This is a genomic window from Duganella hordei (genome assembly GCF_040369125.1).
Lineage (GTDB): Bacteria > Pseudomonadota > Gammaproteobacteria > Burkholderiales > Burkholderiaceae_D > Rugamonas > Rugamonas hordei.
In genome coordinates this window covers 115,299-136,353 of record NZ_BPWI01000012.1, presented here as the reverse complement: position 1 = coordinate 136,353, position 21,055 = coordinate 115,299, and the positions used below count along the sequence as shown (strand labels likewise).

At 64.0% G+C, this 21,055-nt stretch carries 21 protein-coding genes; 8 read left to right on the top strand and 13 right to left on the bottom strand.

The genetic code is table 11. The annotated features are described in order from the left end of the window. Positions 1-122: 122 nt before the first annotated feature. The gene (locus ABWW33_RS24055) at positions 123-1,139 is read left to right on the top strand and encodes a LysR family transcriptional regulator (protein ID WP_176654382.1); all 1,017 of its coding nucleotides are present in this window, start codon (positions 123-125) and stop codon (positions 1,137-1,139) included. Here ABWW33_RS24055 and ABWW33_RS24050 read toward each other — a convergent pair. Beyond that, positions 1,133-2,137 carry a GlxA family transcriptional regulator gene (locus tag ABWW33_RS24050; RefSeq protein ID WP_353404043.1) on the bottom strand — a complete coding sequence of 335 codons (1,005 nt, stop codon included), beginning with the start codon at positions 2,135-2,137 and terminating at the stop codon, positions 1,133-1,135. The two genes, ABWW33_RS24055 and ABWW33_RS24050, sit on opposite strands and share 7 nt — an antisense overlap. 340 nt (positions 2,138-2,477) lie before the next feature. On the opposite strand from ABWW33_RS24050, the gene mutS reads away from it, so the two are divergent. Next, positions 2,478-5,156 carry a DNA mismatch repair protein MutS gene (gene mutS, locus ABWW33_RS24045; protein ID WP_353404042.1) on the top strand — a complete coding sequence of 893 codons (2,679 nt, stop codon included), beginning with the start codon at positions 2,478-2,480 and terminating at the stop codon, positions 5,154-5,156. After that, positions 5,156-6,109, top strand: coding sequence for a hypothetical protein (locus ABWW33_RS24040; protein ID WP_444551014.1), 954 nt, complete (start codon positions 5,156-5,158; stop codon positions 6,107-6,109). The genes mutS and ABWW33_RS24040 overlap by 1 nt, the downstream gene beginning before the upstream one ends. Positions 6,110-6,120: 11 nt before the next feature. On the opposite strand, the gene ABWW33_RS24035 is transcribed toward ABWW33_RS24040, so the two are convergent. Next, positions 6,121-6,663, bottom strand: coding sequence for an FKBP-type peptidyl-prolyl cis-trans isomerase (locus tag ABWW33_RS24035; protein ID WP_176654336.1), 543 nt, complete (start codon positions 6,661-6,663; stop codon positions 6,121-6,123). 102 nt (positions 6,664-6,765) lie between these two features. On the opposite strand from ABWW33_RS24035, the gene ABWW33_RS24030 reads away from it, so the two are divergent. From ABWW33_RS24030 to ABWW33_RS24020, 3 genes are all read left to right on the top strand, one after another. Further along, positions 6,766-7,887: a JmjC domain-containing protein gene (locus ABWW33_RS24030; RefSeq protein ID WP_176654335.1), complete on the top strand. Its 1,122-nt coding sequence runs from the start codon at positions 6,766-6,768 to the stop codon at positions 7,885-7,887. A gap of 27 nt (positions 7,888-7,914) precedes the next feature. Then, complete coding sequence (locus tag ABWW33_RS24025; RefSeq protein ID WP_353404040.1) at positions 7,915-8,391, top strand: DUF7931 domain-containing protein; 477 nt, start codon at positions 7,915-7,917, stop codon at positions 8,389-8,391. A gap of 294 nt (positions 8,392-8,685) precedes the next feature. After that, complete coding sequence (locus ABWW33_RS24020; RefSeq protein WP_176654333.1) at positions 8,686-8,925, top strand: hypothetical protein; 240 nt, start codon at positions 8,686-8,688, stop codon at positions 8,923-8,925. 119 nt (positions 8,926-9,044) lie between these two features. On the opposite strand, the gene bamC is transcribed toward ABWW33_RS24020, so the two are convergent. From bamC to ABWW33_RS23970, 10 genes are all read right to left on the bottom strand, one after another. Beyond that, positions 9,045-10,160, bottom strand: coding sequence for an NlpB/DapX family lipoprotein (bamC, locus tag ABWW33_RS24015; protein WP_353404039.1), 1,116 nt, complete (start codon positions 10,158-10,160; stop codon positions 9,045-9,047). A 128-nt stretch (positions 10,161-10,288) separates the two neighbouring features. Beyond that, a complete protein-coding gene (dapA, locus tag ABWW33_RS24010; RefSeq protein ID WP_353404038.1) occupies positions 10,289-11,164 on the bottom strand; it encodes a 4-hydroxy-tetrahydrodipicolinate synthase in 876 nt (291 codons plus the stop codon). 84 nt (positions 11,165-11,248) lie between these two features. Next, positions 11,249-11,797, bottom strand: coding sequence for a class I SAM-dependent methyltransferase (locus ABWW33_RS24005; RefSeq protein WP_353404037.1), 549 nt, complete (start codon positions 11,795-11,797; stop codon positions 11,249-11,251). An 8-nt stretch (positions 11,798-11,805) separates the two neighbouring features. Continuing rightward, positions 11,806-13,008, bottom strand: coding sequence for a tryptophan--tRNA ligase (locus ABWW33_RS24000; protein WP_176654329.1), 1,203 nt, complete (start codon positions 13,006-13,008; stop codon positions 11,806-11,808). 7 nt (positions 13,009-13,015) lie between these two features. Next, a complete protein-coding gene (locus tag ABWW33_RS23995) occupies positions 13,016-13,693 on the bottom strand; it encodes a site-2 protease family protein (RefSeq protein ID WP_353404095.1) in 678 nt (225 codons plus the stop codon). A gap of 107 nt (positions 13,694-13,800) precedes the next feature. Beyond that, positions 13,801-14,424 (bottom strand): L-threonylcarbamoyladenylate synthase, encoded by a 624-nt coding sequence (locus tag ABWW33_RS23990; RefSeq protein ID WP_176654327.1) that lies wholly within the window; start codon positions 14,422-14,424, stop codon positions 13,801-13,803. Positions 14,425-14,470: 46 nt separating this feature from the next. Beyond that, the gene (htpX, locus tag ABWW33_RS23985; RefSeq protein WP_353404036.1) at positions 14,471-15,355 is read right to left on the bottom strand and encodes a protease HtpX; all 885 of its coding nucleotides are present in this window, start codon (positions 15,353-15,355) and stop codon (positions 14,471-14,473) included. A gap of 116 nt (positions 15,356-15,471) precedes the next feature. Continuing rightward, positions 15,472-16,305: a 3',5'-nucleoside bisphosphate phosphatase gene (locus tag ABWW33_RS23980; RefSeq protein WP_176654325.1), complete on the bottom strand. Its 834-nt coding sequence runs from the start codon at positions 16,303-16,305 to the stop codon at positions 15,472-15,474. Between the two features lie 29 nt (positions 16,306-16,334). Beyond that, entirely contained in the window at positions 16,335-17,375 is a 1,041-nt protein-coding gene (locus ABWW33_RS23975) for a threonine ammonia-lyase (RefSeq protein WP_353404035.1), read from the bottom strand. Positions 17,376-17,630: 255 nt separating this feature from the next. Next, a complete protein-coding gene (locus ABWW33_RS23970; RefSeq protein ID WP_353404034.1) occupies positions 17,631-18,515 on the bottom strand; it encodes an alpha/beta fold hydrolase in 885 nt (294 codons plus the stop codon). Between the two features lie 145 nt (positions 18,516-18,660). On the opposite strand from ABWW33_RS23970, the gene ABWW33_RS23965 reads away from it, so the two are divergent. After that, a complete protein-coding gene (locus ABWW33_RS23965) occupies positions 18,661-19,185 on the top strand; it encodes a gamma carbonic anhydrase family protein (protein ID WP_353404033.1) in 525 nt (174 codons plus the stop codon). Between the two features lie 3 nt (positions 19,186-19,188). Further along, positions 19,189-20,154 (top strand): Hsp33 family molecular chaperone HslO, encoded by a 966-nt coding sequence (gene hslO, locus ABWW33_RS23960; RefSeq protein WP_176654321.1) that lies wholly within the window; start codon positions 19,189-19,191, stop codon positions 20,152-20,154. A 7-nt stretch (positions 20,155-20,161) separates the two neighbouring features. Here hslO and ABWW33_RS23955 read toward each other — a convergent pair whose 3' ends face one another. Beyond that, positions 20,162-21,055 carry a cupin-like domain-containing protein gene (locus ABWW33_RS23955; RefSeq protein ID WP_353404032.1) on the bottom strand — a complete coding sequence of 298 codons (894 nt, stop codon included), beginning with the start codon at positions 21,053-21,055 and terminating at the stop codon, positions 20,162-20,164.

Below are 21,055 nucleotides of genomic sequence, written 5' to 3'. Positions count from 1 at the left end.
CCTAACATCCCATTCAGGAAACAAGGATCGCGCTGAGCAGGCACTCCGCCCTGACTACCGACCTTGCGCAGACGCTGCCCCATATAGTTGGGTCGTATGTGACAACGTGATTAGGCGTATATATGGCACTTCATCAACTCCAACCGAACCACGAGATCGACCCGCTGGCGTCGAGTTTCGCCACCACCTACGCGGGCGTGGTCGCCTTCATCGCAGTGGTCCATGAGGGGAGCTTCGCCAAGGCGGCGGAGCGACTCGGCATCGGCCGCTCGGCGATCAGTCGTAGCGTGCAAAAACTGGAGGGGCAACTCGATACCCGTTTGTTTCTACGCACCACCCGCAGCACCTCGCTGACGGGCGAAGGCGAGCTGTTTTACGAGAACTGCAAACCGGGGGTGGAACGCATCGTCCGATCGATTGAAGAAATGCGCGAACTGCGCAGCGGGGCGCCGAGGGGCTTGCTGCGTCTCGGCGCAACGGTGGGCTTCGGGCGCAAGATAGTGGCACCGCTGTTGCGCGGTTTCCGCGAGAGCTATCCGGAGATCAGGGTCGAGCTGCTGCTCGACGACAGCCAGGCCGACTTGATCTCCGACCGGATCGATGTGACATTCCGCAATGGCCGCATGGATGACAGCCAGGTGGTGGCGAAGCAGCTGATACCCATGCAAATGCTGGTTTGCGCATCCCCCGAATACGTTCGGAAGCACGGCATCCCACACACCGTCGGCGAACTGGCGCAGCACCGATGCATCAACCTGCTGCTGGCCTCCGGCCGGACTTGCGACTGGCAGTTCAAGGTGGGCGGGGTTGAGAAAAAATTCCTGCCCCAGGCCAGCAGCAGTTACAACGACGCCGACCTGGTGTTGCAGGCCGTGCTCGATGGCGAGGGATTGGCGCAGATGGCGGGCTATCAGATATGCGATCACCTGCGCGCCGGCCGGCTGGTGGCCTGCCTCGCCTCCTACGCGCCCGACGATCGCGGCCACTATGTGTGTTACCTGAGCCGCCACCACCTGCCGCAACGGATACGGGTCTTCATCGACTACATGACCCTGCATATCCGCGCGCTGGACCTGCATTGCATTACGCATTTCACGCCAGGAGGCGGACAAGCCGCCGTCGAACCCCTTGCCTATTGAGCTTCGGCAGGGCGCGAATAGCGCTTCCGATAATCCGACGGCGAAATCCCCAGATTGCGGTGGAAAGTCACCCGCATGCGCTCCTCGTCGGCAAAGCCGCACTGGCGGGCGATCTGGTCCAGATTCCGCTCCGAGTTTTCAAGCAGGCGCCGTGCCGCCTCCAGGCGAAACAACTCCAGCGCCTTGAAGGGAGCATTGCCGGTCTTTTGTTTGTACACGCGGGAGAAGTTGCGCGGGCTCATGCACGCACGCTCGGCCAGCACGCTCACCGAAAGATCGGCCATGCCGAGGTTCTCCGACAGCCACAGGTGCAGTTCGTCAAAGACCGCAGTATCCTTCGACTGCGCCCGAAGCAACTCGCTATGCTGCGCCTGGTCCCCTGAGCGCTTCAGGAAAACCACCAGCTCCTTGGCAACCTGCATGGCCATGTCCCGGCCACAATCCGCTTCGATCAGGGCCAGTGCAAGGTCGATGCCGGCGGTAACGCCGGCTGAAGTCCAGGTGGCGCCCTGCTGCACGAAGATGGCCTCCGGATCCACGCTCAGCGCGGGAAAGCGCCGTTGCAACTCGTCGCACATGGCCCAGTGCGTTGCGACCCGCTTCCCTTGCAGCAAACCCGCCTGGGCCAGCAGGAAAGCACCCGTGCAAACCGAGGTCGTGCGGCGCGCCGATTGGGAATTGACATGTATCCAGTCCACGGTTTCCTGGACTTCCTCCAGTGCCGCCAAGACATACGGTGCCCCCGGAACCACTATCGTGTCGATCTCGCTGCCCTCGAAATCGCTGAACGGCCGGGTGTCTATGCCCACCCCTTCCGCTGTTTGAATCAGTCCGCCGTGCAAGCTGACGGTATGCCGGTCGTAACCGGGCGCGCCACGCTTCACCATATTCTTCGATGCGACCCAAAATGCCGACTGGGGGCCGGTCAGGTCCAGCAGCCCCATTTGGGGGAATGCGACAAATAACACCAGCGGTGATTGGCGATGGCGCAATGTCATATCAAGTCATCCTATAAAATTGGTTACGAAGTGTTTTCTACTGCAAATATCACCCGTCCAAAACGTTCCTACAATAATAATACGCTCTGCCGGATCGCACTATCGGCCGCCGCTTTGCGAGCCCGGGCAATTTTGCGCCGCGAAGCATGGCCGCGCAGGACCGGCGACGGTAGTGCCCGACAGGGATACATGCTGGTGCATCGCAGGCACCAATCCAGATCCGCACCCGCCCTTTGCAAATTCTCCAGTGGCACAGCCGAACGCGGTAAAATGACGGGTTCAGCGCGGTGGCCGGTTGAGCCGCCGCAAAACCGACTCATGCATCGCCGAAAAAGAACCAATGACCACCGTCCCGAACGAAATCAACGCCGCAGCCGTCAAGAACAGTCCTACCGAAAAAGTCACGCCGATGATGCAGCAGTACCTCGCCATCAAGGCGGAGTACCCGGACATGCTGGTGTTCTACCGCATGGGCGACTTCTATGAGCTGTTCCATTCGGATGCGGAAAAAGCGGCGCGCGTGTTGAACATCACGCTGACGGCGCGCGGCAGCTCGAACGGCCAGCCGATCAAGATGTGCGGCGTGCCTTTCCATTCGCTCGAGGGCTACCTGGCCAAGCTGGTCAAGATCGGCGAGTCCTGCGCGATCTGCGAGCAGATCGGCGATCCGGCCACCAGCAAGGGCCCGGTCGAACGCAAGGTGATGCGCGTGGTCACGCCGGGCACGCTGACCGACGCCGACCTGCTGCCGGAGAAGGCCGAACGTCCGCTGCTGGCGATGTGCATCATCAGCCAGCGCAAGGTCGCCACCGCCGGCCTGGCGTGGCTGTCGCTGGCCAGCGGCGCGCTGAAGCTGATGGAGTTCTCCGGCGACAGCCGCACCGTGCAGGCGCGCATGCAGCAGGAGCTGGAGCGCATCGCGCCGGCCGAGGTGCTGCGCGGCGATAACGCCGACCTGTTCGAGGAAACCATTCCCTGCCACGTCAACCGGGTGCCCGACTGGCACTTCGACGTCGTCAGCGGCCACAAGGCGCTGCTCGATCAGCTGAGCGTGGCCACCCTGACCGGCTTCGGCGCCGACGGCCTGGGCGCCGCGTTCGGCGCGGCCGGCGCGCTGCTGCGCTACGCCCAGTCCACGCAGGGACGCGGCCTGCAGCACGTGCGCACGCTGGCCACCGAAACCGAGAACGAATTCATCGGCCTCGACGCCGCCACCCGCCGCAACCTGGAACTGACCGAGACCATCCGCGGCCAGGAATCGCCGACATTGTTTTCGCTGCTGGACCACTGCCGCACGGCGATGGGTTCGCGCCTGCTGCGCCACTGGCTGCACCATGCGCGCCGCGACCAGGGCATCGCCCGCTCGCGCCACCAGGCCATCGCCGCGCTGGGCCAGGCCGACGCCACCGGCTCGCTGTCGCACACGCTGGCCCAGGTGCCGGATATCGAACGCATCACCACCCGCATCGCGCTGCTGTCGGCGCGTCCACGCGACCTGGCCAGCCTGCGCGACGGCGTGCAGCAGTTGCCGGCGCTGCGCCGCGGCCTGCAGCCCGCGCTGACCGATGCGGACGGCCTGCTGAACACCATCCACGCCGATATCGCCACGCCTGAAGCCTGCCTTGACCTGCTGCAGCGCGCCGTGATGCAGGAACCGGCCGCGATGGTGCGCGACGGCGGCGTGTTCGCGCGCGGCTTCGACGCGGAGCTCGACGAGCTGCGCGCGCTGTCGGAGAACGCCGGCCAGTTCCTGGTCGACCTGGAGACACGCGAACGGGCCCGCACCGGCATCGCCAACCTGCGCGTGGAGTACAACAAGGTGCACGGCTTCTACATCGAAGTCACGCACGGCCAGACCACCAAGGTGCCGGACGACTACCGCCGCCGCCAGACGCTGAAGAACGCCGAGCGTTACATCACGCCGGAGCTGAAGGCCTTCGAGGACAAGGCGCTGTCGGCGCAGGACAAGGCGCTGGCGCGCGAGAAGATGCTGTACGACCAGCTGCTGGGCGACCTGGCGCCGTTCATCGGCTGCCTGCAGACCATCTCGAAAGCGCTGGCGCAGCTGGACGCGCTGGTCTCGCTGACCGACCACGCGCTGCGCCACAACTGGTGCGCGCCGCAGCTGGTCGATACGCCCTGCATCAACATCGCCGAGGGCCGCCATCCGGTGGTGGAAAACCAGATCGAGCGCTTCATCGCCAACGACTGCCGCTTCGTCGACGAGCGCCGGCTGCTGCTGATCACCGGTCCGAACATGGGCGGTAAATCGACCTTCATGCGCCAGGTGGCGTTGATCACGCTGCTGGCCTACATGGGCAGCTACGTGCCGGCGACGAACGCGGTGATCGGTCCTATCGACCGCATCTTCACCCGCATCGGCGCGACCGACGACCTGGCCGGCGGCCGTTCCACCTTCATGGTCGAGATGACCGAGGCGGCGGCCATCCTCAACGGCGCCACCGAGCATTCGCTGGTGCTGATGGATGAAATCGGCCGCGGCACGTCGACCTTCGACGGCCTGGCGCTGGCGTGGGCGATCGCGCGCCACCTGATCGACACCAGCCGCAGCTTCTCGCTGTTCGCCACCCACTACTTCGAATTGACGCAGCTGCCGGACAGCCATCCGACCGCCCACAACGTGCACCTGTCGGCGGTGGAGCACAAGGACAGCATCGTGTTCCTGCACGCGGTGCAGGACGGCCCCGCCTCGCAGAGCTACGGCTTGCAGGTGGCGCAGCTGGCCGGCGTGCCGCAGCCGGTGATCAAGGCCGCGCGCAAGCATCTGGCGCGGCTGGAATCGCAGGCGCTGGACGCCCGTCCGCAGCTGGACCTGTTCGCCGCGCCGGTGGCCGATGCCGACGACGAGGAGATCGCCGCCGCGCCGGCCGCCGCCAGCCCCGCCATGCGCGAGCTGCTCGATGCGCTGGACGAGCTGGATCCCGATGCGCTGACGCCGCGCGAAGCGCTGGAGCGTCTGTATCAGCTCAAACGCCTGACGGAGACGGCGCAGGCATGATGCGCCTGCGCTGCACCCGCCACATGCTGCTCGGCGCCATCGTCGCGTCGGCGGCGCTGTTTGCGCAGGCGGCACCGCCGACGGCCGGCTTCCGCTTCGGCGTGATCGGCCACTCGTTCAAGAACGCTCCGGACGAAGCGGTGCTCAAGCGCGCCATCGCCGACGCGGCACTGGTCAATCCCGCCTTCATCGTCGCCACCGGCATCAAGTCCGCCAGCGAGCCTTGCAGCGACAAGCTGTACGCCCAGCGCCGCGCGCTGCTGGACGAGTCGCCGCCGCCGATGATCGTGTCGCTGGCCGGCAGCGACTGGAGCGGCTGCCTCAATTCCGCCGGCCGCTCGAACGCCATCGAACGCCTGAACCGTCTGCGCGAACTGTTCTACGCCGACGCCGAATCGCTGGGCGCGAAGCGCATGCCGCTCACGCGGCTGTCGTCCACCGCCAAGTTCCGCAGCTACGCCGAGAACGCGCACTGGGAACATGGCAAGGTGCTGTTCGCCACCATCAACCTGCCGGCGAATAACAACCACTTCCGCCCCGAGGCCGGCCGCAACAGCGAGTACGAGGACCGACTGGTGGCCAACCGCGCCTGGCTGCACCGCCTGTTCACGCTGGCCGAGCGGCAGAAGCTGCAAGGGCTGGTGCTGTTCTCGGACGGCGACGTCGGCGTGCAGGCGGAGGAAGGCTTTTCGCTGCTGCCGAGTTTTCAATCGAAGCAGGATGGCTTCGCCGAACCGCGCCGGCAGATACGGGCGATGGCGGAAAAATTCAAAGGGAAGGTGCTGCTGATCGATACCCAGGGCGGCGCGTCCGCCGGGACCGAGGCCGCCATCAACTGGCGCGGCAATGTGGGACATCTGAGCCTGGCCGCCGAATGGGCCGAGGTGCGCGTCGCTCCGGGCACCGCCACCCTCTTTGCATTGAAGGGCGGCGGCGCCGAAACGACGCCTTGACGCACTAGGACTTAGTGAATCGGGTGGATGGCGACGTGGTCGCCGTCTTCGCCTTCGTCGTCCTCGTCACCGTGGTGGTGGCCGTGGGCGCCGTGCACGTGGCCGTGGGCGATTTCCTCATCCGACGCTTCGCGCACTTCGGCAACGCTCAGCGAGAAGCGCAGCGCCATGCCGGCCAGCGGATGGTTGCCGTCCAGGACGACCTTGTCGTCGGCGATATCGGTGACGGTGAAGATCATCGCCTCTTCGCCATCGTCGCCGTCCGGCATGCCTTCGAACTGCATGCCGACTTCCAGCGGTTCCGGCAGGCGGTTGCGCGGCTCGACCTTGACCAGCGCGGCGTCGTAGTCGCCGAACGCGTCTTCCGGTTCGATCTGGATGATGGACGAATAGCCGACTTCCTTGCCGTCCAGTTCTTCTTCGATTTTTGGCAGGGTGTTCTCGTAGCCACCGTGCAGGTAGACCATGGGCTGACGGCCGTCTTCGATCAGATTGTCCTGGGCATCGGACAGCTTGTAATTCACAGTCACGACCGTGTTCTTGGCAATCTTCATTTCTAATTCCTTTCTGTATATAAGCCCCGCGATTATACCTTGGATCGCCGCCCGGGCCGCCGCCGGCCCGGCAATTGCTGCGGCGGATGGTTATAATGCGGTATGAAAAAATTACCTCTCCTCGGCGACATCACGCCGGCGCAGTTCCTGCGCGACTACTGGCACAAGAAGCCACTGCTGATCCGTAACGCCATCCCCGGCTTCAAACCGCTGCTGAGCATGGAGGCGCTGACCAAGCTGGCCTCCACCAACCACGCCGAATCGCGCCTGATCACCTCGGTCGACGGCGAATGGAACATGCAGCACGGCCCGCTGGAAAGCCTGCCGCCGATGACGCAGAAGGGCTGGACCATGCTGGTCCAGGGCGTCAACCTGTTCGACGCCAAGGCCGACGCGCTGCTGCGCCAGTTCCGCTTCATCCCCGATGCCCGCCTGGACGACCTGATGGTCAGCTTCGCCACCGACGGCGGCGGCGTCGGTCCGCACTTCGATTCCTACGACGTGTTCCTGCTGCAGGCGCAGGGACAGCGCCGCTGGAAGATCGGCCCGCAAAAGGACCTGAGCCTGGTCGAGGGCCTGCCGCTGAAGATCCTGGCCAACTTCAAGCCGAACGAGGAGTTCGTGCTCAATCCGGGCGACATGCTGTACCTGCCGCCGCACTACGCGCACGACGGCGTCGCCATCGGCGATTGCCAGACCTATTCGATCGGCTTCCGTTCGCCGTCGTACCAGGAGCTGGGCGAAGCCTTCCTGCAGTTCATGGCCGACTCGATCGACCTGCCGGGCCGCTACGCCGATCCGGAGCTGGAGGCGACCGCCAAGCCGGCGGAGATCCCGCGTCACATGCTCAGCTCGCTGGCCGAGGAATTGAACAAGGTGCGCTTCACCGAGGAAGACATCACCATCTTCTTCGGCGAGTACATGTCCGAGCCCAAGCACAATGTGTTCTTCACCGGTCCGGCCAAGCCGCTGACGGTCGGCAAGTTTGCCGAAGCGGCCGCGAAAAAAGGCCTGGTGCTGTCGCGCAAGACGCAGATGCTGTACCGCGGCAAAAATGTCTTCATCAACGGCGAATCGTTCGGCGTCAGCCGCGCCGACAAGATCACCCTGGAACTGCTGGCCAACAACCGCGCGCTGGCCGGCGCGGAGATGGCGCAGGCGTCGGACGACGTCATGGACGCGCTCTATACCTGGTATCAGGACGGCTGGATCGAACTGGGCTAAAGGGTTTGGACTAAACAAGGAGGCAATATGGACAGGCAGGCATTTCCCTTCACGACGCGGGCGGAGTTTGCCCAGCACCTGTCCAACTGCCTCGGCCGGGTCGAGCATACGCTGGAGATGTTCGATCCGGACTTCGCCATCTGGGAACTGGGCAGCAGCGCCACCGACGCCCTGCTGCGCCGCTTCTTCCAGAACGGCGGGCGCCTGCAGCTGGTGGCGCACGACGGCCGCCACATGGAGCGCGACGCGCCCCGCTTCCTGCGCCTGCTGAAGGACTACGGCCATTTGCTGGAAGTGCGCCGCACCAGCCAGAACCTGCGGCAATTGACGGATTCGTTCTGCATCGCCGACCAGCGCGATATCGTGCGCCGCTTTCATGCTGAACATTTCCGTGGTGAAGCGGTTTTCGACTCGCCGGCCGATGTCCAGACCAGTTCGGAACGTTTTATTACAATTTGGTTAGAATCCAGCCCCGGTTTGTATGCAAACTCAACTGGATTGTGAGCCAGTTCCGGGTAAAATGCGTGTGTTCGATGCGAACGCTGGTAATTAGGCACGATTTCCCTAAAAGGAAGTCGAAAGTTAAATGTTGCGATATCGCAAAATAGTTGTGGGAACGACTGTTTGTCCTATTGCGACGCACTAAAAATCGCTATAATATTCGGTTAGGAAGTTTCCGTTGTCTGGCTGGCACCATTTCCAGGTACGAAAGCCTTCGAAGACGACCTAATGAGCGATAATTACCGGTAATTATTAATCGCAACAATTGTGTTTAATTTTGAATTTTAAGGAAAACCCATGAAAAAATCCCTGCTGATCGTTTCCCTGCTGGCTGTTGCTCTGGCTGCTTGCTCCAAAAAAGAAGAAGCTCCTGCTGCTCCAGCTCCAGTAGCTGCTCCAGAAGCTGCTCCAGCTGCTGCTCCAGCACCAGCACCAGCTGCTGACGCTGCTGCTCCTGCCGCTGCTGCTCCTGCTGCTTCGGACGCTGCCGCTGCTCCAGCCGCTTCGGCTGCTGCTGCTCCAGCTGCTTCGAAGTAATCAGCTAGCGGAAAAAAGCCGGCCTTCGGGCCGGTTTTTTTTCGCCTGAAGATTTGTCTGCGATTAAATACAGGCATAAAAAAACCGGCTTAAAGCCGGTTTTTTTTATACTTCTACGATTACTTCAATTGCTCGTGCAGCAGGGTCAGGATCTTATCGCTGACCGGCGTCGCTTCCTGTTTGCCGGCATTGCTCAATACGGTCACGGTGCTGCTATTGCCCGCACCGGCTTTCACCGAGATACGATAGCGCTGCGCTTCCTTATCGGCTTCCGACGACGAGCCCCAGCTGAACAGCTTGCTGAAGAAGCCCTTGGTCTCGGTCACGTCGTCGACATAGCGAACGAAGTAAGTACCCTGGGTGCGGTCGCGGTCTTCCACGGTGAAGCCGGCGCGGTCCAGCGCCAGGCCGACACGGCGCCAGGCGCGGTCGAAGCCTTCGTCGACCTGCACGGCACGCTCGGCGCCCGAGCCGACCAGCGACGCGTGCTGCGGCTGCACGATGGCCGATTCGACGGCGGTCTTGGCTTGCGCCACTTCCGCGCCATTGCCCAGTTTGGTCATCAGGCGTGCCAGGAACTCGGCCTCCAGGCCCGGATCGTTGGGACGCGGGGTCCAGACGGTGCTTTCCTTCTGGGCGCCGGTGACGACTTCCTGCGCGCCGCGATGGCTGATGTAGATTTCGCTGGCGCCGTCGCCGCGACGCTCGATGCGGGTGCGGAACTTGTCGCGTTCGCCGCTCGAATAGACGGAATCAAAGACCTTGCCGATGGTGTTGCGGATGAAGTCTTGCGGGATCTTCGCGCGGTTTTCATTCCACTCGGTTTCCATGGTGCCTGCGGTCGGATTGTCCTGCGCCAGCACGAAGCCCGAATCTTCCCAGAACTGCTTCAGCTGCGGCCACAGTTGCTCAGGCGTCTGCTTGATGACCAGCCAGCGCTGGTTGCCGTCGCGCTCGACCTTGATGTCGCTCAGCGAGGTCGGTGCGACCGTGCCTGCTGCCGGCGTGCCTGGCATGATGGCGGCGGGACCGGTGGCGATGCCCTTGGAAGCGTTGTAGCCGGAAGCGGTGGCGACACCGTTGTTCGAGTCCGGCAGCGAATAGCGGTTATCTTTCTGCAACTGCGTCAGATCCGGCGGCACGTCCAGCGTGCTGGCCTTCTTGGCGGACTTGTAGTCCACCTTGTCGTTACCGACTACCGAGCCGATCATGCCGCAACCGGTCAAACTGGCCATCAATGCGCCAACTACCAGGGCGCGTTGCGAGGAAATAGAAGCTGTCTTGCGAATAGTCATGTCGTTACTGTTTAAGAAGCGCAAATCAGGAATGAACCGAACCGAAGTCGGGGCTTGTTGCTAAGGTTTTACAGTACGCCGGCTTCTCGCAGGGCCGCGCGTACCGCTTCGTGGCATTCGGCCGCCAGCGGCACCAGCGGCAAGCGTATGCCAGCCGGCATTTTGCCCATTTCCGCCAGCGCCCATTTGACCGGCACCGGATTCGGCTCGACGAACAGTTTCTGGTGCAGCGGGAACATCTTGTTATTCAATTCCACCGCCTTGGCGATATCGCCGGCGATCGCCGCGCGGCACATGTCGGCCATGTCGCGCGGGGCGACGTTGGCGGTGACGGAGATGTTGCCGGCGCCGCCGCCCAGCATCAATGCCATCGCGGTCGGATCGTCGCCGGAATACACGGCGAACGACTTGGGCGCCAGGCGCAGCAGGTCGTAGCCGCGGCCGATGTTGCCGGTCGCATCCTTGACGCCGATGATGTTGGGGATCGCGGCCAGGCGCAGGATGGTCTCGTTGCTCATGTCGGCAACGGTACGGCCCGGCACGTTGTACAGGATCACCGGCAGGTCCACCGCTTCAGCGATGGCCTTGAAGTGCTGGTACATGCCTTCCTGGGTAGGACGGTTGTAGTAAGGAACCACTTGCAGCGTGGCGTCCGCGCCCGCTTCCTTGGCGAAACGGGTCAGCTTGATCGCCTCGGCGGTCGAGTTGGCGCCGGCGCCGGCGATGATCGGGATGCGGCCCTTGGCGTGGGCAACGGTCGCCTTGATCAGCGCGCAGTGCTCTTCCACGCTCACGGTGGCCGATTCGCCGGTGGTGCCGGCGATGACGATGCTGTCCGTACCTTCGGCGATGTGCCAGTCGATCAGCTGGTTCAAGCCCTCGAAGTCCAGACTACCGTCTGCGTTCATCGGGGTGACGATTGCTACTATGCTGCCCTTAATCATAGGAAACCACTGCATAAAGTATTAAAACAACGATTGTAGACGATAGGCTGCGGATATGGTGCATTCCGGATGACATATCGGCCATCAAAATGGCGGCAAAAGGGCCGCCACACGGGGAAAATCGGGCTTCACGGCGCATAGACGTTGCACCATGGCAGCTTTTGGCATGTCGGTGACGCCATCCTCGAAGGCCACCACCCGCAAGCCGTGGGTGCGCGCCCATTCCAGCAGTTCGCCGGGCTGCAGCAAAAATGCCGGATTCGACGGTTTGCCGAACTGCGCGTTGCCGTCCGCGAAGGTTTCGTACAGCAGCACGCCGTTCGGCGCCAGGCTGGCCAGCATGTCCGCAATTAGCGGACGATGCAGATAGTTTGTGACCACGATGCCGGCAAATCGCTCAGGCCCGAATGGCCAGGCGGCGCCCTCCTGCTCCAGATCAATTTCGGTGGTGGTGATTTCCGGCCCGGCCGCGGCGGCCAGCGCCTCGTTGTCGCGGTCGACCGCGACCACGGCATGGCCCAGCGCGGCCAGGTGGCGCGAATGACGGCCGCTGCCGCACGCCAGGTCCAGCACCTCGCCGCCCGGGATCAGCGGGGCGTAGCGTCGCACCCAGGGGGAGACGGTGTCACTCATGCCGCCGCTCATGTGTATGCCAGGCCCATGGCTTCGCGCACGTCGCGCATGGTCTCCAGCGCCAGCTTGCGGGCCGCGTCATTGCCGTCGGCAACGATGGCGCGCACCAGCGACGGATCGTCCAGGTACTGCTGGGCGCGCTCGTGCATCGGCTCCTGTTCCTTGATGATGGCGTCGATCACCGGCTGCTTGCATTCGATGCAGCCGATGCCGGCGGATTTACATCCTTTTACCACCCATTCCTGGGTGGCGTTGTCGGAATACACCTGATGGAACTGCCAGACCGGGCACCGGGCCGGGTCGCCGGCATCGGTGCGGCGCACGCGGGCCGGGTCGGTCGGCATGGTCTTGACCTTCTTGCTGACGGATTCCTTGTCCTCGCGCAGCGCGATGGCGTTGCCGTAGCTCTTGGACATCTTGCGGCCATCGAGGCCCGGCAGGCGTGACGCGACGGTCAGGCGGGCCTGCGGCTCGACCAGGATCAGCTTGCGGCTGCCTTCCAGATAGCCGAACAGGCGCTCGCGGTCGCCCATCGACAGGCTCTGGGCGTCGTCCAGCATGGCCTTGGCCTGCTCCAGCGCCTCTTCCTTGCCGTCCTGCTGGTATTCGGTGCGCAGTTCGTTGTAGAGCTTGGCGCGCTTGCTGCCCAGCTTCTTGACCGCTTCCTGCGCCTTTTCCTCGAAGCCTTTTTCCTTGCCGTACAAGTGATTAAACCGCCGCGCAATTTCGCGCATCATCTCGATATGCGGCACCTGATCGTCGCCCACCGGCACCTGGCTGGCGCGGTAGATCAGCACGTCGGCCGCCTGCAGCAGCGGGTAGCCGAGGAAGCCGTAGGTGGCCAGGTCCTTGCTGGCCAGGTTCTCGATCTGGTCCTTGTAGGTCGGCACGCGCTCCAGCCAGCCCAGCGGCGTGGCCATCGACAGCAGCAGGTGCAGTTCGGCATGCTCGGGCACGCGCGACTGGATGAACAGGGTCGATTGCGACGGATCGATGCCGGCGGCCAGCCAGTCGATCAACATTTCCCAGGTGCTGCGCTCGATCACGCTGGGGTCGTCGTAATGCGTGGTCAGCGCGTGCCAGTCGGCCACGAAGAACAGGCACGGCAGCTCGGACTGCATCTTGATCCAGTTCTTCAAGGCACCGTGGTAATGACCCAGGTGCATGGAACCAGTCGGACGCATGCCGGATACAACACGATCGGGATACATAGTCGGCTCAGTTAAAAAGATAAATAAGGGGGAACAGCAGCACGTGGAAAATGCTCTGCAGAATATGCATGCCACCGATCAGGAAGCCGGTCAACATGCCCTGCTGCATCATAATGATCAAGCCAATGAACACGAATATGCCGTAACGTTCGATCTGCGCGTACTTGCGCGCCAGCGCCATCGGCAGGATGCCGGTGACGATGCGGCCGCCGTCCAGCGGCGGCAATGGAATCAGGTTGAACACGCACATCGCCGAGTTGACGCCGATACCGGCCTTGGACATTTCGATGAAGAAATCATCCTGCGGCACGCCCAGCGCATAGGTCAGCACCACCCACAGCGCCATCCAGGCCAGGCCCATGAGGAAGTTGGCCGCCGGACCTGCCGCGGCCACCAGCGCCATCTGCTTCTTCGGATTGCGCAGGCGGCCGTAATCGACCGGCACCGGCTTGGCGTAGCCCAGCGCCGGCAGATGCAGCAGGCTCAGGATCAACGGCAGGATCACCGTGCCGAAGGGGTCGATATGGCGCAGCGGATTCAGGCTCAGGCGGCCTTCGTTGGCTGCGGTGGGGTCGCCGAAATAGCGGGCGACGTATCCGTGTGCGGCTTCATGCAGGGAAATTGCAAAAAGAACAGGGATCACATAGACCGTGATGGTCTGGATAATGCTGTCGGTGTCGTTCATGAAGGGGATTTTACCAGAGGCCACAAAGTGCTCTTGCTACGCCGTCAAGGGCCGGCGCACTTGCCCGATTGCCAGACCGACATTGACAGCTCGGTCTTAGGCCTGGCTTACAGACCGAACATGGCGGCGTCGCCCCTGCCCTGCCGCACCAGTTCGGCGCCGGCACCGCTGAGGTCGATCACCGTGGTCGGCTCCATGCTGCAGGCGCCGCCGTCGATGATCAGCTCGATCTGCTTGCCCAGCCGCTCGCAGATGGCGTCGGCGTCGTTCAGCGCGTCTTCCTCGCCCGGCATGATCAGGGTCGTGCCCAGTAGCGGCTGCTGCAGCTCTTCCAGCAAGGCATGCACGATGGCGTCTTCCGGCACCCGCAGGCCGATGGTCTTGCGTGACGGGTGGCTGAGCCGGCGCGGCACGCACTTGGTCGCTTCGAGGATAAAAGTGAACGGGCCCGGCGTGGCCGCCTTGAGCAGGCGGAACTGGCGATTGTCGACCCGCGCATACACGCCGATCTCGCTGAGATCGCGGCACAGCAGGGTCAGGTGGTGTTTTTCGTCGATGCCGCGTATCCGCCGCAGCCGTTCGACCGCGCTCTTGTCGTCCAGGTGGCAGACCAGCGCGTAGCAGGAATCCGTCGGCACGGCGACGATGCCGCCGTCATGCACGATCTGCGCCGCCTGCTTGATCAGGCGCGACTGCGGATTGACGGGATGGACCTGAAAAAATTGACTCATATATTGCTGGCGGGGCCACTGCTGCCCTCGCCGCTGTTATTAATGATCAGGATTGTACGCTACGCAAGGCGGCAATACGCTGCTCGAACGGCGGGTGGGTGGAAAACAGCGCGCCCCAGCCGCCGCCGCTGGTGATGCCCGAGGCCGCGATCGATTGCGGCAAGGCGCCTGGCTCCATGCCGTTCAGGCGCGCCAGCGCGTGCTGCATCGGCACCGAGCTGCCCAGCAGCTTGGCGGAACCGGCGTCGGCGCGGAATTCGCGCTGGCGCGAGAACCAGGCCACGATCAGCGACGCGGCCACGCCGAAGATGATTTCACAGACGAACACCGTCACCATGTAGCCGATGCCGGGACCGCGGCGCTCGCTGTCGTTATTCTTCAGCAGCACGTTGTCGACAAAGAAGCCGACCACGCGCGCCAGGAACACGACGAAGGTATTCATCACGCCCTGGATCAGCGTCATGGTCACCATGTCGCCGTTGGCGATGTGGGCGACCTCGTGGCCCAGCACGGCCTCCACTTCGTCGCGGTTCATGTTTTGCAGCAGGCCGGTCGAGACGGCGACCAGCGCGGAGTTCTTGAAGGCGCCGGTGGCGAAGGCGTTCGGTTCGCCGTCGTACACGGCCACTTCCGGCGTGGCGATGCCGGCGCGCTCGGACAGCGCCTTGACGGTATTGACCAGCCACAACTCGGTCGACGACGACGGCGACGCGATCACGCGCGCGCCGGTCGACCACTTGGCCATGGGCTTGCTGATCAGCAGCGAAAAGATCGCACCGGTAAAACCGACCACCAGCGAGAACGCCAGCAGGCTGCCCAGCTGCAGTGTGCTGCCCGAGCCGGGACGGCCGCTGCCCAGCAGCGACAAGACGATCGACAACACCAGCATCACAGCGAGGTTGGTGGCGATAAACAGGATGATGCGTTTCATTGTTGGTTCTCCGGGTGCGGACAAATTGCCCAAATCATAAGGTATGACCACGGGAACACAAAATCAAGATACAAGATATTACTTGCGGACGGTAATCGATACAGCAATTTACCGTGTCAGAACCAGTCGTGCCACACCGGTTTGACGTTGGCCGGCAGCGGCGGCAGCAACGCGAAGTCCACCCGCGACTCGCCCGGCGCATGGAAGTCGGTGCCGCGCGAGGCCAGGAAGCCGTAGCTGTTGGCCAGCTGCGCGTACTCGGCATACTGGTCCGGCGTATGGCTGCCGGTGACCACTTCGATCGCCGTGCCGCCCAGCTGCTTGAACTCGTCGAACAGCGCGCCCTGCGCGGTCGGGCTGAATTTGTAGCGGCCCGGATGGGCGATCACGGCGATGCCGCCGGCGCCGCGTATCCAGTTGACGGAATCGGCCAGCGAGGCCCAGCAATGCGGCACATAGCCAGGCTTGCCTTCGGACAGGTATTTCTTGAACACTTCGGGAATATTGGCGCAGGCGCCGATTTCCACCAGGTAGCGCGCGAAGTGCGTGCGCGACATCAGGTCGGGATTGCCGACATATTTCAGCGCGCCCTCGTAGGCGCCGTCGATGCCGACCTTGGCCAGCTGTGTGGCGATCTCGTGGCCGCGGTTGTCGCGGCCGGAGCGGGTGCGGGCCAGGCCGCCGACCAGGCCGGCATTGTTTTCGTCGATCTGCAAGCCGACGATGTGCACCGTCTCGTTGGCCCAGGTGATCGAGATCTCGACCCCGGTCACGAAGCGCATGCCCTGCTCCTCCGCGGCGGCGCGGGCGGCGGCAATGCCGCCCACTTCGTCGTGGTCGGTCAACGCCCAGACGTCCACGCCGGCCTTGCGCGCATGCTGCGCGACCGAGGCCGGCGCGAGGACGCCGTCGGAAACGTTGGAGTGGCAGTGCAGATCGACTTTCAACATATGGCTCAATGATTACAGCAATGAAGGCCTCATTGTACGCTGCCTGCGCAAAATCCATCCACGGCTGCATCAAGGCCGTCGCCGCGCACCCGCGCGCCGCGCGCCAGCAGCTCGGCAAAGCGCAACGGATCGATGTTCGAACCGCACACCAGCAGCGCCACGCGCTTGCCCGCCAGCCGCTCGCGCAGCGGCCCGAGCAGGGCGGCCGTCGCCACGGCGGCGGCCGGCTCGGCCACCAGCTTGGCGTCGCGGAACAGATGCAACATCGCCAGGCAGATCTCGTCGTCCGTAACCCGCACCACTTCGTTGACGAAGCGGCGGCACACGCCGAAGCTGTAGGCCATCGCGTACGGCGCGCCGAGGCTGTCGGCCACGGTGTCGACCCGTTCCAGCGTTTCCGGCACGCCCGAGGCGAAGCTGCGATACAGCGCGTCCGCGCCGAACGGCTCGACGCCGTACACCGCGCAGGCCGGGTTGATCTGTTTGACGGCGGCGGCGATGCCCGCGCACATGCCGCCGCCGCCCACCGGTACCACCACCGCGTCCAGCTGCGGCACCTGGGCCATCAGCTCCAGCCCTATCGTGCCGGTGCCCTGCGCGGTACGCGGACCGTCGTAGGGATGCAGCATGGTGCGCGCCTCGTCGCGCTCGATCTCGCGGCCGCGCGCAAACGCCTGGTGCACGTCCGGCATCAGCAGCACCTCGGCCACCAGCTCGCGGCAGGCCGCGATGCGGGCCGGACTGGCGTGGCGCGGCATGACGACCTTGGCGCTACACCCCGCCAGCCGGGCGGCGTAGGCGGCGGCGATCGCGTGGTTGCCGGCGCTGACGGCGACGATGCCGCGACGCAGCTCCTCGGCGTCCAGCGCTTCGACGCAATTGAGGGCGCCGCGCAGCTTGAAGGTGCCGGTCTTCTGGAACAATTCCAGCTTGAGCCACACCTCGCCTGCGGCAAACTGCTGCTCGATGACGCCGGTCTGCCAGCGCCACACGGGCGTCTCGAGGATCTTGCCTTGCAGGCGGTGGGCGGTGGCGCGGATTTCGGCCAGCGAGGGATACGATAGGGTCATGATGCTGCTCCATAAAATATTCGAGGGAATGCGGGCTGAGCCGCGTGGAGGCTGGGGGCGCCGAGCACCGGCGCAGCCGCAGCTCAGCGACCCTGAATAATTCGAATAATGGAGACGGCGCGGAAAGGCAGGCTCCGACCGGCAAACGCGGCAACACCAGCGTCGTGGGCGACGTGGCGGCGGGTTGTCATGGTCGGATGGGAAGTCATGGGATCAATCATGCCAAATAAGCAAAGTCTTGGCAAGTCCTTCCTGTCAGCCCGCGAGGAAATCCTCGATCAGGTGCGCCAGCTGCTCAGGCTGGTCGTGGTGCAGCATGTGGCCGGCGTCGGCCAGCACCTCGCGGCGCACGTCGCGCAAATGCGCCAGCCGGCGCGTCAACTCGGCGCGCCCGCCCTGCTCGTCGCCCATCCAGGTCCACATATTGGTCTGCTCAGCCTCCACCCACAGCACCGGCGCCGCGATCGCCTTCCAGCAAGCCATCACATCCTCGACGTGATACGGCAGCGGTCCGGTCTGCTTGTGCACCGGATCGCCCAGGATTTCCCATTCACCGGCGTCGTTCTGCGCCGACCAGTGCTGCGCGAGGAAGGCGGCGCGCTCGTCGCCCAGGCGCGGATTGGTCTTTTGCAGCCGCGCGGCAACGGCCGCCTGGCTCGGATAGCTGCGCAGTTCCGGCTGTTCCAGCAAACCGTCCATCCACTTGGCGAAACGACCGGGCGCCTGCTCCGGCTTGCTGGCGCGCAAGCCGGCCCCTTCCAGGTTGATCAGCTTGCGGATGCGCTCCGGCCGCGCGCCGGCATACAGCGCGACCGCGTTGCCGCCCATGCTGTGCCCCAGCAGATTGACCGCTTGCTCCGGCGAGTAGTGGCGCAGGATCGCGTCCAGGTCGGCCAGGTAGTCGGGGAACCAGTAAGTGTCGGCGCCGCTGCGCTCGGACAGCCCGAAGCCGCGCCAGTCCGGCGCGATCACATGCCAGTCGCCGCGCAGCGCGTCGACGACGAACTGGAACGAGGCGCCCACGTCCATCCAGCCGTGCAGCATGAAGATCTTGGGCGCGCCCTCGCGCCCCCAATGACGCACATGGCAGCGCAGGCCGCGGATGGCCAGGAATTCGGAACGGGAAGGCGTGTAGCTCATGTTTGGTCCTTGAAAATGCGCAGGCCGGCGCAATATCGGTTGCTTGCCAGCGATAAGGCAAAATAATAGCACGACCGTTCGCTAGCCACGCAAGCGTAAAATAGCGCCATCCCGCCGCTCATCAGCACTCAACCTAAGGTTTCCAATGTCTATATATCAACTGGGCGAACACGCGCCCGAGATAGATGCATCGTCGTTTGTTGCCGACTCCGCCAACGTTGTCGGCAAGGTCAGCCTGCGCGCCAACACCACGGTATGGTTCGGTGCGACGCTGCGCGGCGACAACGAACGCATCACCATCGGTGAAAACAGCAATGTACAGGAAGGCACGGTAATGCACACGGACATGGGCTACCCGCTGACCGTGGGCAAGAACGTGACCATCGGCCACCAGGCCATGCTGCACGGCTGCAGCATCGGCGATGGCGCGCTGATCGGCATCCAGGCGGTGATCCTGAACGGCGCGAAGATCGGCAAGGGCTGCCTGGTCGGCGCCGGCGCGCTGGTCACCGAAGGCAAGGAATTCCCGGACAACTCGCTGATCATCGGCTCGCCGGCCAAGGCCGTGCGCACGCTGACCGATGAAGACGCGGCGCGCCTGCTGGTCATCGCCGACGGCTACGTGCAGCGCGGCCAACTGTTCAAGACGCAACTCAAAAAGATCGGATAAGAAATGAGCATTACCCCCATCATCGGCCAGGATACCCTGCAGAAATTCATCTTCGACAACGCCGCCGTGCGCGGCGAGTTCATCGACATCTCCGCCACCTGGCGCGAGGTGCTGTCGCGCCACGCCTATCCTGCCCCGGTGAAAAAACTGCTGGGCGAGATGGTGGCCGCCGCCGCGCTGCTGTCGGCCAACCTGAAATTCAACGGCTCCATCATCATGCAGATCCACGGCGACGGTCCGGTGCGGCTGCTGGTGGTCGAATGCGACGCCGACCTGCACCTGCGCGCCACCGCCAAGATCGATCCGGACGCCGCGATCGCCGACGACGCCAGGCTGCCGACGCTGCTGAACGCGCACGGCAAGGGCCGCTTCATCATCACGCTCGACCCGGCCGACAAGATGCCCGGCCAGCAGCCCTACCAGGGCATCGTGCCGCTGGACGGCGACGACGTTGGCACCGTCATCGAGAACTACATGCTGCGCTCGGAACAGCTGGACACCAAGCTGTGGCTGGCGGCGGACGACAACGTCTCGCGCGGCCTGCTGCTGCAAAAGCTGCCCTACAACGGCGGCAAGACCGCCGTCGAGACCGCGCCGCTGACCGAGGACGAGGCGCTGGAAACGTGGAACCGCGCCGTCATCCTCGGCTCGACCTTGAAGCAGGAGGAACTGCTGTCGACCACCATCGACGTGCTGATGCAGCGCCTGTTCTGGGAAGAGACGATACGCGTGTTCGAACCGCTGCATCCGTCCTTCCACTGCACCTGTACCCGCGAAAAGGTCGGCAACATGCTGAAGATGCTGGGCCGCGCCGAAGTGGACAGCGTGCTGGAAGAGCAAGGCCACGTCGGCGTCAACTGCGACTTCTGCGGCCAGCACTACGACTACGACAAAGTCGACTGCGCCCAGCTGTTCGCCACCGACGCGCCGGTGGAAGCGCTGATCCCGGCCAGCGAAGCCAAGCACTAAGCTGGCATCAAGCTCCGGGCGCCCTCAGCGCGAACGGCACGGCCCTGGCCCAGCGGTTGGACGACAGCGAAAACGTCAGCGCGCGCACCTGGTGGTACCAGCCGGCGGGCACATACAGCATGTCGCCCGGGTTGACGATGACCTCGATCATCGTCGCCTGGCGCGCCAGCGGGAACCGGTCGAAATCCGGCGCCTCGGGGTCGAACGGCGATCCGAACAGGATGGCGTTCGCCTCCCTCGGGTAGAGGAATTCGTCGTGATGCGGCGGCGACAGGAAGATGCGCTTGGTGCCCCAGATCTGCGCGAAGATGTTGTCGTCGTAGTCGCAATGCAGCGGCGTCACCGTGCCGGCCGGGCCTACCCAGAAACGCGGCGGTCCCATCTTGTCGAAATACGTGGGCCAGTGGCACAGGCTGTTCAACTCGCGCAGTTCCAGGTTGCCCAGGTACGGCGGCAGTGCGTGCACGCCAGAGTCGACCAGATCCAGATACTCCCCCATGGACATATCCTGCATCGCGCGGTCGGCCGCGAAGGCGGTGTTGATATAGTCGCCCACCCGCGCCCGCACCGGCACGTGGCTGTAGCGTTCGCGCAGGATCTCCGGCGGCAGGGCCGACAGCGGCCAGCGCTTGACCAGCCCGGTCGTCAGGAACGGCAGGCCTTGCGCGGCGCGCGCGCGGAAGGCCGCCGCGCTGAGCACGCCCAAACGCGGCACTTCCGCAATCGCCGGCAAGGCGCGCGCGGCGTCCTTGATCGCTTCCCGCATGTCGTGGATCGATGCGACGCCGCGCACCTCCGCGTCTCTTTGCTCCTGTGCCCGCTTCTTGGCCTCGGCGTCCTCGGGCGACTTCAACACCGCCCTGCGGGGCGGCAAGCGTAACGAATTTCTTTCTGTTGTCAT

What these genes read in the sequence shown, in the direction of transcription:
- ABWW33_RS24055 (WP_176654382.1), top strand. Translation starts at nt 123, where the DNA reads ATGGCACTTCATCAACTCCAACCGAACCACGAGATCGACCCGCTGGCG.
- ABWW33_RS24050 (WP_353404043.1), bottom strand. Translation starts at nt 2,137, where the DNA reads ATGACATTGCGCCATCGCCAATCACCGCTGGTGTTATTTGTCGCATTC.
- mutS (WP_353404042.1), top strand. Translation starts at nt 2,478, where the DNA reads ATGACCACCGTCCCGAACGAAATCAACGCCGCAGCCGTCAAGAACAGT.
- ABWW33_RS24040 (WP_444551014.1), top strand. Translation starts at nt 5,156, where the DNA reads ATGCGCCTGCGCTGCACCCGCCACATGCTGCTCGGCGCCATCGTCGCG.
- ABWW33_RS24035 (WP_176654336.1), bottom strand. Translation starts at nt 6,663, where the DNA reads ATGAAGATTGCCAAGAACACGGTCGTGACTGTGAATTACAAGCTGTCC.
- ABWW33_RS24030 (WP_176654335.1), top strand. Translation starts at nt 6,766, where the DNA reads ATGAAAAAATTACCTCTCCTCGGCGACATCACGCCGGCGCAGTTCCTG.
- ABWW33_RS24025 (WP_353404040.1), top strand. Translation starts at nt 7,915, where the DNA reads ATGGACAGGCAGGCATTTCCCTTCACGACGCGGGCGGAGTTTGCCCAG.
- ABWW33_RS24020 (WP_176654333.1), top strand. Translation starts at nt 8,686, where the DNA reads ATGAAAAAATCCCTGCTGATCGTTTCCCTGCTGGCTGTTGCTCTGGCT.
- bamC (WP_353404039.1), bottom strand. Translation starts at nt 10,160, where the DNA reads ATGGCCAGTTTGACCGGTTGCGGCATGATCGGCTCGGTAGTCGGTAAC.
- dapA (WP_353404038.1), bottom strand. Translation starts at nt 11,164, where the DNA reads ATGATTAAGGGCAGCATAGTAGCAATCGTCACCCCGATGAACGCAGAC.
- ABWW33_RS24005 (WP_353404037.1), bottom strand. Translation starts at nt 11,797, where the DNA reads ATGAGTGACACCGTCTCCCCCTGGGTGCGACGCTACGCCCCGCTGATC.
- ABWW33_RS24000 (WP_176654329.1), bottom strand. Translation starts at nt 13,008, where the DNA reads ATGTATCCCGATCGTGTTGTATCCGGCATGCGTCCGACTGGTTCCATG.
- ABWW33_RS23995 (WP_353404095.1), bottom strand. Translation starts at nt 13,693, where the DNA reads ATGAACGACACCGACAGCATTATCCAGACCATCACGGTCTATGTGATC.
- ABWW33_RS23990 (WP_176654327.1), bottom strand. Translation starts at nt 14,424, where the DNA reads ATGAGTCAATTTTTTCAGGTCCATCCCGTCAATCCGCAGTCGCGCCTG.
- htpX (WP_353404036.1), bottom strand. Translation starts at nt 15,355, where the DNA reads ATGAAACGCATCATCCTGTTTATCGCCACCAACCTCGCTGTGATGCTG.
- ABWW33_RS23980 (WP_176654325.1), bottom strand. Translation starts at nt 16,305, where the DNA reads ATGTTGAAAGTCGATCTGCACTGCCACTCCAACGTTTCCGACGGCGTC.
- ABWW33_RS23975 (WP_353404035.1), bottom strand. Translation starts at nt 17,375, where the DNA reads ATGACCCTATCGTATCCCTCGCTGGCCGAAATCCGCGCCACCGCCCAC.
- ABWW33_RS23970 (WP_353404034.1), bottom strand. Translation starts at nt 18,515, where the DNA reads ATGAGCTACACGCCTTCCCGTTCCGAATTCCTGGCCATCCGCGGCCTG.
- ABWW33_RS23965 (WP_353404033.1), top strand. Translation starts at nt 18,661, where the DNA reads ATGTCTATATATCAACTGGGCGAACACGCGCCCGAGATAGATGCATCG.
- hslO (WP_176654321.1), top strand. Translation starts at nt 19,189, where the DNA reads ATGAGCATTACCCCCATCATCGGCCAGGATACCCTGCAGAAATTCATC.
- ABWW33_RS23955 (WP_353404032.1), bottom strand. Translation starts at nt 21,055, where the DNA reads ATGACAACAGAAAGAAATTCGTTACGCTTGCCGCCCCGCAGGGCGGTG.